General features: G+C 38.3%; 13 protein-coding genes. 5 read left to right on the forward strand and 8 right to left on the reverse strand.

Going from position 1 to position 13,527, the window contains the following annotated elements:
• Nucleotides 1-11: 11 nt before the first annotated feature.
• Nucleotides 12-1,070 (reverse strand): LLM class flavin-dependent oxidoreductase, encoded by a 1,059-nt coding sequence (locus ACEE75_RS10265; protein ID WP_447575432.1) that lies wholly within the window; start codon nt 1,068-1,070, stop codon nt 12-14.
• Between the two features lie 136 nt (nt 1,071-1,206).
• On the opposite strand from ACEE75_RS10265, the gene ACEE75_RS10270 reads away from it, so the two are divergent.
• A complete protein-coding gene (locus tag ACEE75_RS10270) occupies nt 1,207-1,650 on the forward strand; it encodes a CoA-binding protein (RefSeq protein WP_447575431.1) in 444 nt (147 codons plus the stop codon).
• A 123-nt stretch (nt 1,651-1,773) separates the two neighbouring features.
• Here the strand turns inward: ACEE75_RS10270 and ACEE75_RS10275 are convergent, their stop codons facing one another.
• A complete protein-coding gene (locus ACEE75_RS10275; protein ID WP_447575430.1) occupies nt 1,774-2,577 on the reverse strand; it encodes a DUF975 family protein in 804 nt (267 codons plus the stop codon).
• A 129-nt stretch (nt 2,578-2,706) separates the two neighbouring features.
• Between ACEE75_RS10275 and tgt the strand changes: the two genes are divergently transcribed.
• The 4 genes from tgt to yaaA all read left to right on the forward strand — a co-directional run bounded on the left by tgt (nt 2,707) and on the right by yaaA (nt 6,086).
• The gene (tgt, locus tag ACEE75_RS10280; protein ID WP_354368394.1) at nt 2,707-3,852 is read left to right on the forward strand and encodes a tRNA guanosine(34) transglycosylase Tgt; all 1,146 of its coding nucleotides are present in this window, start codon (nt 2,707-2,709) and stop codon (nt 3,850-3,852) included.
• Nucleotides 3,853-4,016: 164 nt separating this feature from the next.
• Complete coding sequence (locus tag ACEE75_RS10285) at nt 4,017-4,358, forward strand: hypothetical protein (protein WP_447575429.1); 342 nt, start codon at nt 4,017-4,019, stop codon at nt 4,356-4,358.
• Between the two features lie 156 nt (nt 4,359-4,514).
• A complete protein-coding gene (zupT, locus tag ACEE75_RS10290; RefSeq protein WP_427894392.1) occupies nt 4,515-5,342 on the forward strand; it encodes a zinc transporter ZupT in 828 nt (275 codons plus the stop codon).
• Between the two features lie 18 nt (nt 5,343-5,360).
• Complete coding sequence (gene yaaA, locus ACEE75_RS10295) at nt 5,361-6,086, forward strand: peroxide stress protein YaaA (RefSeq protein WP_447575428.1); 726 nt, start codon at nt 5,361-5,363, stop codon at nt 6,084-6,086.
• A gap of 104 nt (nt 6,087-6,190) precedes the next feature.
• Here the strand turns inward: yaaA and ACEE75_RS10300 are convergent, their stop codons facing one another.
• The 6 genes from ACEE75_RS10300 to ACEE75_RS10325 form a co-directional block, all read right to left on the reverse strand.
• A complete protein-coding gene (locus ACEE75_RS10300; protein ID WP_447575427.1) occupies nt 6,191-7,540 on the reverse strand; it encodes an MATE family efflux transporter in 1,350 nt (449 codons plus the stop codon).
• 339 nt (nt 7,541-7,879) lie between these two features.
• The gene (nrdG, locus tag ACEE75_RS10305; protein ID WP_447575426.1) at nt 7,880-8,473 is read right to left on the reverse strand and encodes an anaerobic ribonucleoside-triphosphate reductase activating protein; all 594 of its coding nucleotides are present in this window, start codon (nt 8,471-8,473) and stop codon (nt 7,880-7,882) included.
• A gap of 125 nt (nt 8,474-8,598) precedes the next feature.
• Nucleotides 8,599-9,093, reverse strand: a complete 495-nt coding sequence (locus ACEE75_RS10310; RefSeq protein ID WP_447575441.1) for a GNAT family N-acetyltransferase — start codon at nt 9,091-9,093, stop codon at nt 8,599-8,601.
• On the reverse strand, nt 9,084-9,233 hold the full coding sequence (locus ACEE75_RS10315) for a hypothetical protein (protein WP_447575425.1): 150 nt from the start codon (nt 9,231-9,233) through the stop codon (nt 9,084-9,086). The genes ACEE75_RS10310 and ACEE75_RS10315 overlap by 10 nt, the downstream gene beginning before the upstream one ends.
• A 198-nt stretch (nt 9,234-9,431) precedes the next feature.
• Entirely contained in the window at nt 9,432-11,615 is a 2,184-nt protein-coding gene (nrdD, locus tag ACEE75_RS10320; RefSeq protein ID WP_449164805.1) for an anaerobic ribonucleoside-triphosphate reductase, read from the reverse strand.
• Nucleotides 11,616-11,711: 96 nt separating this feature from the next.
• The gene (locus ACEE75_RS10325) at nt 11,712-13,298 is read right to left on the reverse strand and encodes a DUF2079 domain-containing protein (RefSeq protein ID WP_447575423.1); all 1,587 of its coding nucleotides are present in this window, start codon (nt 13,296-13,298) and stop codon (nt 11,712-11,714) included.
• Nucleotides 13,299-13,527: the final 229 nt, after the last annotated feature.

Genomic DNA, 13,527 nt, shown 5'->3' on the forward strand with positions numbered 1-13,527 from the left:
TACTAACTCTTTTATTTTTTAGTATATTTTTTAACAGCAGGCATGACAATGGAACCCAGTTTATCAATCGTTTTCATCACCTGTTTAAAAGGCATTCCTCCAAAATCAATTTGAGCCATGTAACGTTGATGACCAAAAGTCTCTGCTTGATAAAGTAATTTTTCAATGACTTCTTGTGGACTTCCTAAGACCATGACATTAGTTAAATCAGAGCTTTGTGCAAAAGCCTCTTTCGCCCAACCTGTCCCATTGGCCTTACGCATCCCTTCATCAACATAAGGATAGAACTCCTTCATTGCTTGCTGCGTCGTCTCTGCAACATAACATAATCCTGTCGTCGCTAAAGGAATGTGCTCTGGCTGATAACCTGCTTCTACAAGAGCTTCTCTATAAGCTTCAATAACATATTGATAATGCTTGATATGACCACCCAACATGGCCAAAGCCATTGGAACTCCCTGTTGACCTGCTTTGATGGCACTTGGTTTTTGTCCTCCAACAGCACGCCAAATAGGAAGCTTCCCTTGAGCGGGACGTGGAAGAATTAAGGCATTGTCTAAAGAAGCGCGATACTCTCCTTGCCAAGTGAGACGTTCTGTTGCATTAATCTGCAAAAGAAGATCAAATTTTTCTTCAAATAAGGCTTCATAATCCTTTGTATCATAGCCTAACAAATCAAACAAACCTGTACGAGAAGCTCGTCCAGCTATGATTTCAGCTCGTCCATGTGAAAGAAGGTCTATGGTAGCAAAATTTTCATAAACACGAACAGGGTCTGAAGTTGATAAAATGGTTGCAGCAGAGCCAATTTTAATGGTTTTAGTAGCTTGGGCAATAGCCCCTAAAATAACTGCATGGGCTTGCCCCACAAAATACTTCTGATGACTCTCCCCAATACTGAAAAAATCAAACCCTGCCTCTTCAGCCAACTGGGCTGCCGAGATAATCTGATCTAAGCGCTCTTGGGCTGAAATGCCTTTCCCACTAACACTATCTGGCATATGATCCCCTAAAGAATATAAACCAAACTCCAAGCCAGTTTTATCCTGTTGAATACGAAATGATTCCATTTTCTACCCCTTATAAATCACTAGTTAGTGATAATATACCCTAAAAAAGACTAACCGTCAAAAAATTAGCCCATTTGGTTACAGAAAATGAAATCCCTTTCAAAATATGATAAAATATGAGAAAAGGAGGTCTCCTATGACATATCATTTTATCAACCCTAGTCAACCCATCATTGATCATTATCTGAAAAATGCTCAAACCATTGCTATTTTCGGCCTATCTGATCGTACAGACACCGCTGCTTATCGTGTGGCTGCTTATTTAAAAGAAGTTGGTTACACCATTATTCCCATCAATCCTAAGTTAGCTGGATCTGAGATTTTAGAAGAAAAAGCTTACGCTAAACTACAAGATGTTCCTGTCCATATTGACATCGTTGATGTTTTTAGGCGTAGTGAGTTTTTAGCTGATGTCGCACAAGATTTTTTAGAAACCGATGCAGATATCTTTTGGGCACAGCTAGGCTTAGAAAGCCAAGAAGCCGAAAACATCTTAACGAAAGCCAACCGTACTGCTATTGTCATGAATAAGTGCCTGAAAATTGAACATGCCAATCTAGCAAAAAGGGACGGGAAGTAACTCAACCATTCAAAGAAGAGTTTATCTCCCAGCCCCTGTGCAGTAATCGATTAGATTTGAAGTGTCAAACACGAACAAATCTGCCAACTAACCACCGCTCTGAAATAGTTAGGCTAACCTTGATCAAGTCGTGCTGGGGTTTTTACCCAGCCTTTTTCTTAATTCATGATAAAAAACAGCCCGTGCGGTAAGGTAATAAGGTAAAACATAAATAATAGCAAATCCGAAAGTAATCAAAACCAGTAGATACCAGCCTAAAAAACTCAAATGAAGTCGGAAAAATTTAAACTTCTGCTTTCTCATCAAATCTTGACTCTCAGATAAGATCTTTGAGGCATTCTCATAGCTACCATCTGATAAAGCATCTAATAAGACGTATTCTGCTTGAGAGTAGGCAAAACATTTTATCACGAACATCACTATTCCAAATAGTTGTAAACCCAGACCAACTAGTACCAAAGCGAGAGCTACCCAAGTTTGAAGTTGTGACCAAATGCCCTGAGAATAGATGACAATTTCACTCAGGGCAGGAATCCCAACAGTGTTGATCATCGTTCCCATTATGGTAAAAAACAACCAAGGTAGTAAGAAAATAAGGCGAACAATAGCCAGCCAGATGACCTTAAAAATGATATGGTTATCAAAAATCATCACAGCATCTGCTAAAGTAAGACGCTCTTTTTTTCCTCTTAGACTATAGACCAAACTCATGATAACAGAAAGCGTTATTCCCATGTTTAAAAGATTAACCAAGATAGGAAATACTGTGTCTGACCAATCCCAGTCTAGCTGTGTCTGGATCTCTTGACGATAGCTAATACTAGAGCTAACAAAGATGAGTAAAATTGGTAATAGAAAAAATGAGTATCTTCCTTTCAATTGTGCTAGATGAAGCCTAGCAACTTGACGCATTTGTTTTAAGGACATAAAAACCTCCTAATGTCTATTATAACATAGGAGATGATAAGTCAACTTAATGACAAAGAGCTTTTTTTTTGATAAAATTGTAGGGCTAAAACGCTCAGAACTGTATTTTCTGACAGCAAAGGAGAAAAAATGACAACTGATTCGCCGATTAAATATCGTTTAATCAAAAAAGAAAAACACACTGGTGCACGTTTGGGTGAGATTATCACCCCACATGGCACTTTCCCAACCCCTATGTTTATGCCTGTTGGAACGCAAGCTACCGTTAAAACCCAAAGCCCTGAAGAGCTTAAAGAAATGGGCTCAGGGATTATCTTGGCAAATACCTACCACCTATGGTTACGCCCTGGAGATGAGTTGATTGCCCGTGCTGGTGGACTCCATAAATTTATGAACTGGGATCAGCCTATTCTAACGGATTCTGGTGGTTTTCAGGTTTATTCTTTAGCTGATACACGCAACATCAGTGAAGAAGGGGTAACCTTTAAAAACCACCTCAACGGTTCTAAGATGTTCTTATCACCAGAAAAAGCGATCTCTATCCAAAACAATCTAGGGTCTGATATCATGATGAGCTTTGATGAGTGTCCACAGTTTTACCAACCTTATGACTATGTCAAAAACTCTATCGAACGGACGAGTCGTTGGGCAGAGCGTGGGCTAAAAGCTCACCGTCGCCCACATGATCAAGGACTTTTTGGAATTGTTCAAGGGGCTGGTTTTGAAGACCTTCGTCGTCAATCTGCGCAAGATCTGGTTAGCATGGACTTCCCAGGCTACTCTATCGGAGGGTTAGCTGTGGGAGAAACGCATGATGAGATGAATGCTGTTCTTGACTTTACAACCCCACTCTTACCTGAAAACAAACCCCGTTATCTTATGGGGGTTGGAGCGCCAGACAGCTTAATTGATGCGGTTATTCGTGGCGTTGACATGTTTGACTGCGTCTTACCAACTCGTATCGCTCGTAACGGAACGTGTATGACCAGCCAAGGACGACTCGTTGTTAAAAATGCCCAGTTTGCAGAAGACTTTACACCACTAGATCCAGAGTGTGACTGCTACACTTGTCAAAACTACACTAGAGCTTATATCCGCCACTTGCTCAAGGCAGATGAGACCTTCGGTATTCGCCTAACTAGCTATCATAACCTTTATTTCTTAGTTAATCTGATGAAAAAAGTCCGTCAAGCCATCATGGATGACAATCTGTTGGAATTCCGACAAGATTTCCTTGAAAAATACGGCTATAATCGCTCAAATCGCAATTTCTAACCTTGCTCTTAAGATTTTTTTAAGCTCATCCACTTATGATATTATATATTCGATAAATACCCCAAAAAAGAGGGAGTAGAAAAGATTCTTTTAGCCTGGTGAGTCTTTTCTTTCCCTCTATTTTTTTTAAGAAATGATATAATGGAAATAAAAGGAGAAAGAGCATGCCAGAAAAAGACTATGCCACTAGGTGGCTAAAATCAACCTTAATTGATAAGGTTCACAACCGTCAACAACTCGAAATGATTTGGCATAGTCCATCTATTCGTTTAGAAATTGTTCCAACAACCTACCGCAGTCATTTTTTGGCCTTAAAACCTTTCCCAGACAAAATTTATATCTTTGAAATTGTTGACGGTACTATTTTTTATACGGTGGGCTACCAAACAACAGTAGCTGCCTTAACAGGAAAACAAGTACAGCTCAAAACACAAGAAATTCAGCAAATTGAACAAACACAGAAGTTCATTCAAGGTTTCCTCAATCATTCTATTTGGAAATTTTAAACCATTAAGATCTTCTACCATCTCTCAAAAGTAAGATTATCCATCAAGCTTTTAGGATAAGAGGCAGAGTCTTGATGGTTTTTATTGTCTATTTACTTCAAACATACTATAATAAAATTCATACCATTCTATATTTAGAAAGCGTAGGAATTTCCTATGAATACTAACTTTTTTATTGCCTTTGCATTGACAGCTATTGCAGGTTTAAGTACTGGTATTGGTAGTCTTATTGCCTTTTTAGCCAAGGATACCAATAAAAAATTTCTATCTGTTAGCCTTGGTTTCTCCGCAGGAGTCATGATCTATGTCTCTCTTATTGAGATTTTTCCAACAGCTCAAGACATTCTCGTTAAAGAATTGGGCGAAAAAGGCGGAGCTTGGTTAAACGCCACAGCGTTTTTCCTAGGCATCTTTCTCATCGCTCTCATCGATAAACTTATCCCATCAGATGAAAACCCTCATGAAATCAAACATCTCAAGGAAGAAAAAAAAGATAGCCTCACAGAAGCTAAAGAACACATACAACGCCCTAAAAAACTAATGCGTATGGGCTTAATGACCGCTCTAGCAATTGGAATCCATAACTTTCCTGAAGGATTGGCCACTTTTATTTCTGCCATGCAAGATCCTAGCATTGCGATTCCTATTGTTGTCGCCATCGCCATTCATAATATCCCAGAGGGAATAGCTGTTTCTGTTCCTATCTATCAAGCAACTGGTTCAAAAAAAGTTGCCTTTACCTATTCTTTTTTGTCTGGCCTAGCAGAGCCAATCGGAGCTCTTGTCGGATGGTTTCTCCTCATGCCTATTATGAACGATGTCGTTTATGGCATGATTTTCTCAAGCGTAGCTGGGATCATGGTTTTTATCTCTCTAGACGAACTCCTTCCTGCCGCCCATGAGTATGGTGAGCATCATTTATCCATTTATGGACTGATTGCAGGTATGATCATCATGGCTATTAGCCTTCTTCTCTTTATTTAACTTATCCACAGGTGCTTTATGAAAATTCTAATTCCAACTGCAAAAGAAATGAAGACAGGAACTCCTGTTTCCGCCCAGCCTCTTTCCAAAGCCAGTCAAGCTGTCTTAAAGGCACTACAGGATTATGGGGTTTCTGATTTGCAACAACTATATCATTTAAAAGAAACTGCTGCTCAAAAAGAGCTGGAACGTTGGCAAGCCATAGTCAAGGGAGCTGCCTTGACTTATCCCGCATTGGAGCTTTTTAATGGCCTAATGTATCGGCAAATTGCTTTTGAGCCGACTCCTGAAAATCTAGCATTTATCCATAGATCTATTTTTATCACCTCTTCCTTTTACGGCATCATCAATGCGCTTGAGCCTATCTCAGAACACCGACTAGACTTCCTTAATCCTCTTAAGGTAGATGGAAAAACTTTAAAACAATTTTGGCGAGAGAGCTTCGATGCCTTTGTTTCAGATACGGAACCTATCTTATCCCTTCTTTCTAGTGAGTTTGAAGAGGTTTTCTCTAGTCCTATCCGAAAAAAATTGATTCGCGTCAGCTTTTTTGAAGAAAAAAATGGTCAACTCAAAAAACACTCTACCATTTCAAAAAAAGCAAGAGGACAACTGATTACTCAGATCATTCAAAATAAGATTACAGAGCCCGAGCAATTAAAAACCTTAACCTTTTCTGGTTTTACCTATCAAGAAGATCAATCGGATGCACAACACCTTGTTTACATCAAATCAATCACATAAAAGACTGAAAAATAGAAATAGCTTAGAATCACATCATGAGAAATGTTGATTCTAAGCTATTTTTGATTGTTATAAGTAGTATTTTTGCTTAGCCTCTTCTATCACTAAGCAGAGTCAATCTCTTGTTTTTCAACATATAAAAGGCGCAAACCTAGACCAAGCCCGCATGTCAATAAACCTAGAATTAACCCAATCCAGTACGCATAAGGCCCAAGGTCCGTCCATCTATCCAGTAGCAAACCAAAAGGAATGCAAAGTGCCCAATAGCTAACAACACAAATCACAAAAGGAATACGCGTATCCTTATAACCTCGTAAAATGCCTTGTATAGGTGCTGATAGGGCATCTGATAGCTGAAATAATAAACTATACGTCAAAAATCGCGTTACCAAATGGATAAAGTCAGGATCTTTTCCATAAAGAGCTGCAATACCTGCACGATTAAAATATAAAAAAGTTAAGGTGCACACAACAAAAGCCAATCCAGCCAAAAGACCTAATCGCGTATAAGTACGAGCATGGTCATACCGCTTAGCTCCGACCTCAAAGGAAACCATAATAGCCAAAGCCATTGAATTAGATAGGGGAAAAGCATACATCAAACTGGCAAAATTGATAGCAGCTTGGTGAGCCGCTATCACTTCTGTTGAAAATTTCGACATAAAAATTGCGACAATCGCAAAAAAACCAACCTCTGCAAAACTCATCCCTCCAATTGGAAGCCCTAAACGTAAGGCTGAACGACAAGCTTGCCAGTCAAAAGACTCTTTTTCCTGCAGACCATAGCCTCTTAAGTCAGGATGGTACCTTAATACCAAGACCGTTACACCCAATAAAAACCAATAAGCTAGAGCTGTCCCTAAACCTGCTCCTGCTCCTCCTAACTTTGGAAAACCAAACTGACCATAGATAAATAAATAATTCAATCCAGCATTAAAAGGGACAATTAATAGCATCAAATACATGGAAAGACGCGTCAGCCCAAGAGCATCCATAAAGGAGCGACAAACGGTAAATAATAAAAAAGGAAGAATCCCTAAAGCAAGGTAAGTAAGATAAGTAAAAGCCACTTCTTCTACTAAAGATTCTAGACCTAGCAAGGATAAAAGAGGTTTTAAGAAAAGTCCTCCTAAAACAAGTGTGACAAGCGATAATCCTAAGGCAAGATAGATAAACTGATAGAAATCTTTCTTAATCTTTTCTTTTTTTCCACTTCCAAAGTCTTGTCCCACAATTGGAACAAGTGCTGAAGCAATACCTGTCAATAGCGTTAAAATCGGTGTCCAAATAGAGCCACCAATAGAAACACCTGCTAAGTGCGACGTCGCATAACGCCCTGTCATCATCGTATCAATAAAAGCTGTTGAATAATTAGCCAACTGATAGACTAAAATCGGTAAAAAAATCTTAAAAAATAAAACAAGTTTTTGCCTAATACTTTCTGTCGTGTACATCATTCTCCCTAAAAATAAAATTGGACACAACTACTGATACTCATGATCAGACGTTGTGTCAACATCTCAGTGGCAGTGGTGGATTGGGTTTAATAGTCCAGTGGACTTATTAAAGATTGGAGATAAGATTTCTCAATTTATATTTTTCACTTCAAACTTGATCTCTGCAACTATCTCCCAGACAGCTGAAATCAGCAAGATCGTTCTGCTTTCACCTAACCACTTAAAACTAGAACTGATTGATGAACTTGTTTTTGATGGGCTGAGTGCTTTCTCCTTCTCACTCTGATAAGATGATATTTTTTTTTCGATTATTATCTTATCAGAGAAAGAAAAGTGTTATTGCTCGCGTCTAGCAGGCTCAAAGCTCTCTTTCCCATCATTAAGCTTGTCCCAGATAACAACCTCTCCTGTCGCTAAAGAACGTTTAACATCAATAATTCGCTGATTAGATGAGCCTCTAAACTGGAGCATTAAATTGCGCTTCGTACGATCATAACGTCCATCTACTAAAATATCAATATAAGATAATAACTCTAGCTTATCGTCTGTTTCTAGCAACATCTCTTCCCAAGTATAGCCTGTCCAAGACCAAATATCCTTATTGGGTAATTCTGTCTTGATGCGCTTCACCAAGGGCAATAAAATTCCTGTATTTAAAAAAGGTTCTCCTCCTAAAAGGGTTAAGCCTTGAACATAAGGTTGAGCAAGATCGGTCATAATCTTCTCCTCCAACTCCATTGTATAAGGTTGCCCTGCTTTAAAGGACCACGTTGCAACATTATAACAGCCCTCACAGTGAAATAAACAACCACTCACATAAAGAGAGTTCCGCACCCCTTCACCATCAACAAAATTAAAAGCCTTGTAATCAATGATACGCCCTTGGCTCAGCTCCTCACTTTTCCACTCTTGTGGTTTTGGATTATTCATATCAACTCCTAGAGTCATCAGAGCTAGATTAAGTCCCATTACTTGCCTAGTTATGAAGATTTCTATCCATCTCTAAGCCTTAACCTAAACTCTCTTTGCTTCCTTTCATGGTTAGTGTTATCAGGCTAGAGCTCAATCCAATAACGTTCTGTTTGCTCACGGCAATCCTCTAGCTCACCCCCACAAGCCAAAATCGTACGACGACTGGCTTCATTTTGCTCATGGCAGGTCACTAACACACGCTTAATATTCTTATTGGTTGCCTCTTTTAAACCCAGTTGTAATTGCTTTTTGGCATATCCTTTTTTTCGCTCACTCGGACGAATAGAATATCCGATATGCCCACCTTTTTGCAATAAAAAATCATTTAACCGTAATCGTAAATGTAAAAACCCAAGTGCCTTACCAGTCTGATCAAAAGAAACGTACTGAATCGCAGGGACATAACCGTCAGGTAAATCGAGTCCCATCTCATTTGAGAGATTCTGTTCTAACCATTCTTCATAGGCCAATTCCTTCGGATAATGGCCACCATCCATAGCAGATCCATCTTGGTTGAACTCTGCAATCATCTCAAGGATGGCTTTTTTATCCTCCAAAGCTGGCCGTCTTAAACTGATGACTTTTTTACAGATTTTTTCAAAAATTGTTCACGTAAACTAGCTACACGATCTTTTTTATTATTTCCTCCCTTCGAGTGCTTTTCATGATAGCGAGCTACCTGTGCTTTTCCTTTATCATCTAATTGATATTTTCCCATTATGATTTCTCTTTTCTATTTTTATTTATAAAAGGAGGCTGGATAAAAAGTCCAGCACTACTTCTCAACGTTCGTATTAACATCTTATTGCAGCAATTGGGGCCAACAGTCCAGTGGAGTGAAACAGTTTGGAGAATTATTTTACCCTAAGCCTATGAGGTAAAAAGGTTTAAGATGAAACTGTTCCACTCCTCATTCTTACAAACTAGAGCCGTTCATATGTTTCACACGTGCGATGATTTCTTTATGACGACCATTCACCATTGGACGCGCTTGCGGATTTCCTAGATAACCACAAGTCCGCTTCACCACATCAACTGTCTTAGGATCACTGTTGCCACAATTAGGACACTTAAATCCACGCTCTGTTGGTTCAAAATCCCCTTCAAAATCACAAGCATAACAGTGATCAATAGGCGTATTTGTTCCCAAATATCCTACTCTATCATAAGCATAATCCCATACCGCTTCTAGAGCTTTTGGATTTTGTTGTAGCACAGGATACTCACAGTAATGAATAAAACCACCACTTGCTCCCGCTTCTGGATAATCCTTCTCAAAGTCTAACTTTTCAAAAGGCGTTGGATTTTTTCTCACATCGTAATGGAAACTATTAGTGTAGTATTCCTTGTCTGTAATATCTTCAACCATTCCAAATTTCTCAGTATCTATACGACAAAAACGATCTGTTAAGCTCTCTGATGGTGTTGAATAAACAGAGAAATGATAGCCATATTGGTCAGACCAATCCTCTGTCAATGCCTTCATTTTCTTAATAATGTCAAGAGTAAATGCCTTGGCTTCTGGCTTGTCCTCCCACTGCCCACCATAAAAGACGGTCGCAACTTCATAAAGACCAATGTAGCCTAGTGACACCGTGGCACGACGATTTTTAAAAACCTGATCCACTTGATCTTCTTTTCTCAAACGCTTACCAAAAGCACCATATTGGTAGAGGATAGGCGCATTGCTTGGTGTCGCTTCTTTGACACGCTCTACACGATACACTAGGGCATCTTTTGCTATACCCATACGTTCTGAAAAAATCTCCCAAAATTTTTCCTTGTTTCCTGCAGATTCAAGTGCTATCCGTGGCAGATTAACCGTTACCACACCAAGATTCATCCGACCAGATGTGACATCCTGTCCTGTTTCATCCTTCCAACCTTGTAAGAAAGACCGACAGCCCATAGGCACCTTAAAAGAACCTGTTAATTCGACAATCTTATCATAAGACAGCATATCAGGATACATACGCTTAGTGGCACATTCTACTGCTAACTGCTTAATATCATAATTAGGAGAGCCAACCTCTAAGTTCAAGCCACGCTTTACGGTAAAAATCAACTTAGGAAAAATAGCCGTCCGATTTTCACTTCCTAAGCCCTTAATACGAATGGTTAAAATGGCCTTTTGAATTTCACGTTCAAACCAAGATGTCCCCAAGCCAAATCCTAAAGAAGTAAATGGCGTTTGTCCATTTGAGGTGAACAGAGTATTAATTTCATACTCCAAACTCTGCATGGCATCATAAATGTCTTTTTTAGTCTTTTCACGCGCATAGGCCTCATGCTTTTCTGGCATCACCCATTCTTTAGCGTCATTTAGGTGCTTATGGTAGTTCAACTCCGCATAAGGAGCCAACACTTCATCAATACGATCTGCTGAACATCCACCATACTGGCTAGAGGCTACATTCGCAATAATCTGTGAGATTTGAGCGGTTGCCGTCTGAATAGATTTCGGACTCTCTACCTCTGCGTTACCAATTTTAAACCCATTGGCTAGCATTCCCTTAAAATCAATTAAACAACAATTTGTCATAGGAGTATAAGGGCTATAGTCCAAATCATGATAGTGAATCTCACCTTTTTGATGTGCATTGGCCACATGAGCAGGCAACATCTTAAGACCTATAGATTTACCAACAATACCTGCGGTCAAATCACGCTGTGTATTAAAAACATCACTGTCCTTATTCGCGTTTTCATTAACCACCGCACTATCTTTATTGATTAACTTACCGATGCTAAAATTAATATCCGTTGCTTGAGCTCGGTCAAAGTCACGTTGTGTACGGTAACGAATATATTCCTCTGCAAGATCATATTCATTAGCTTGTAGTAGTTCATGCTCCACAATATTTTGAATCTCATAGATATTTACATCTACTGTAAAGCGGTCAAAAATCTCAGCCAAGACAGCATTCGTGATACTTTCTAACTTAGCTTCCATGATTGGCGTTATGGGAGCAAGCTTTTGAGCTGCCTTAAGAAGGGCTTGATAGATTTTATCTCCATCCAGTCCCACCTTACGCCCATCACGTTTGATGACCACCATATCAAAACGATTTGTAACATCATGTTCACTAAGTACTGGCATTATTTCTCCTCCTTTAACAACGTTTTTATTATATCATAACAAAGAAAAAAATCAATATCTTGTGGTTTTTTGAATAAACACCCACAAGATATTGATTTACTTGAGTTTATAGACAACAAATCCCTCAACCTGATCAAGAGAAATTTTTTCATAATTTTTTGCTAAATTTTGTTTAACAGCATCTGATAATGCCATTTTTTTATTTTGAATCACATAAGTAGCTTTGTCAGATAACAGATTGTCTTCTAATTCCTTCTGGTAAGATGACTGACGTGCTGCCAAAAAAGGTAGAGGGTAAAGACTACTTGAACTAGTTTGACTCTTTATATAAACCGTTGCCTGTGAGTCCCATACATATATTATATCATTTTTACCGACCTCTTTTTTTAGGTAAGTTGCGATAAGATCACGCTCTGTTGACATCCGATAAGATGAAGCATAAGACACAACAGGAGCAGCCATAGCATAAATCACCATAACAACTGGCAAATAATAAAAAGATTTAAAAATAAAAGTAAAAAAACTTCTTGATGTTTTAGTCACACGATGACTACGTCTTTGTTTCTTATTAACCACCTCATAAGCCTCATTAAGATAAGGGGCTGATAGAACAAGACCAAAAGGTAAAAATAGAATTAACTGAGATAAGTCATAAGTTCGAGAAAAAATAGCATAAATCAGATAACAAACAGAACTACATAGCATAAGGTAGCAAAACCATTTGTCTTCTTTAAAGGATTTTAAAGAAATTAAAGATTTGAGTCCCCAAAAAACTAAGCCCGAAGAAAATATCATTAAAAGTTGCAATCCAATAGTGAATACCAAACTACCATCAGATAATGCTGGTTGAACAAAATTATTCCACCCTGTTTGCTCTAAATAAGCTGAGACAGACTGCATATTCAATACAAAGTAGCCTGCAATATAAAAAACCAATAAATTTCCAAACAAGACACATAACAATTGATAGAACCCTCTTGCTATATGTTTATTTCTTAAATTATAAATACCAATAAAGATAACCGATAATAGCCAAAAAACTAAGGATCTTGGCTCAATTAAAATAGCAATAGCCCCCGTCAAGCCATAAATCATAAAGGTCTCATCTGGAATTTCTTGTTTAAAATAACGCAACAAAAACCAAATTGAAACTAAGATAAAAGGAAGGGCTAACTGACTGGCATAAAGACCCCCAAAGCCAAAAGTTGCTAAAAGCACATAGAAAAAACTCGTTAAGGCTATCGTTGCACTATCTCTAAGTGTCAAATAAGACATTAGCTTATAAATATAGATTCCCGAAATATAATGTGCCAGAAAATATATAGGGATTGTTAAGAGAAGTGTTCCTCCTAAGTAAGATAGAGCCAATAAAGCATAATAAATAATCCCTGAGCTTGCATAAATCTCACTATAGGGATAGGTACCCTGACTCATCATAAAACCAATATAAAGATTTTCTGATTGCTGAGTACTTGCCAAACCGCTAAAAATGGGAAGGGCAATACTAATGATACTTACCAATAAGCTCATCAAAGCAATGTAAAACTTATGCTGAGACGGGACTTTGATTTTAGTTTTGGGAGCATCTTCCATAGAAAGAGCTATCTTCTCTTTTTTCCCACTACGTTGCATACGACTATATTCTGAACTTGTTGTTGGAATTTGCTGTTTTTCTTGATCCACAACAGACCTCTCCTTATCTTTCATATCTCTTCCAGTATATCAGAAATTAGTGTTTAGTCAATTTCTCACAAAGATAAAGATAATACAAAATATCTTTGAAACGGTGTAAAGACTGTCGTGAATAATTTCTTAAAAATATCCGTTCTTTCTCGCTTAATGTTAAAAATTTTTTCTTCATACTAATTTATTCGAAAAAAGATATGTTATTTGACAAAAAAGACTGGTTACC

Source organism: Streptococcus sp. 11273D007BT (genome assembly GCF_053547195.1).

What these genes read in the sequence shown, in the direction of transcription:
- tgt (WP_354368394.1), top strand. Translation starts at nt 2,707, where the DNA reads ATGACAACTGATTCGCCGATTAAATATCGTTTAATCAAAAAAGAAAAA.
- zupT (WP_427894392.1), top strand. Translation starts at nt 4,515, where the DNA reads ATGAATACTAACTTTTTTATTGCCTTTGCATTGACAGCTATTGCAGGT.
- ACEE75_RS10270 (WP_447575431.1), top strand. Translation starts at nt 1,207, where the DNA reads ATGACATATCATTTTATCAACCCTAGTCAACCCATCATTGATCATTAT.
- ACEE75_RS10285 (WP_447575429.1), top strand. Translation starts at nt 4,017, where the DNA reads ATGCCAGAAAAAGACTATGCCACTAGGTGGCTAAAATCAACCTTAATT.
- ACEE75_RS10275 (WP_447575430.1), bottom strand. Translation starts at nt 2,577, where the DNA reads ATGTCCTTAAAACAAATGCGTCAAGTTGCTAGGCTTCATCTAGCACAA.
- ACEE75_RS10265 (WP_447575432.1), bottom strand. Translation starts at nt 1,070, where the DNA reads ATGGAATCATTTCGTATTCAACAGGATAAAACTGGCTTGGAGTTTGGT.
- nrdG (WP_447575426.1), bottom strand. Translation starts at nt 8,473, where the DNA reads ATGAATAATCCAAAACCACAAGAGTGGAAAAGTGAGGAGCTGAGCCAA.
- yaaA (WP_447575428.1), top strand. Translation starts at nt 5,361, where the DNA reads ATGAAAATTCTAATTCCAACTGCAAAAGAAATGAAGACAGGAACTCCT.
- ACEE75_RS10315 (WP_447575425.1), bottom strand. Translation starts at nt 9,233, where the DNA reads ATGGGAAAATATCAATTAGATGATAAAGGAAAAGCACAGGTAGCTCGC.
- nrdD (WP_449164805.1), bottom strand. Translation starts at nt 11,615, where the DNA reads ATGCCAGTACTTAGTGAACATGATGTTACAAATCGTTTTGATATGGTG.
- ACEE75_RS10300 (WP_447575427.1), bottom strand. Translation starts at nt 7,540, where the DNA reads ATGTACACGACAGAAAGTATTAGGCAAAAACTTGTTTTATTTTTTAAG.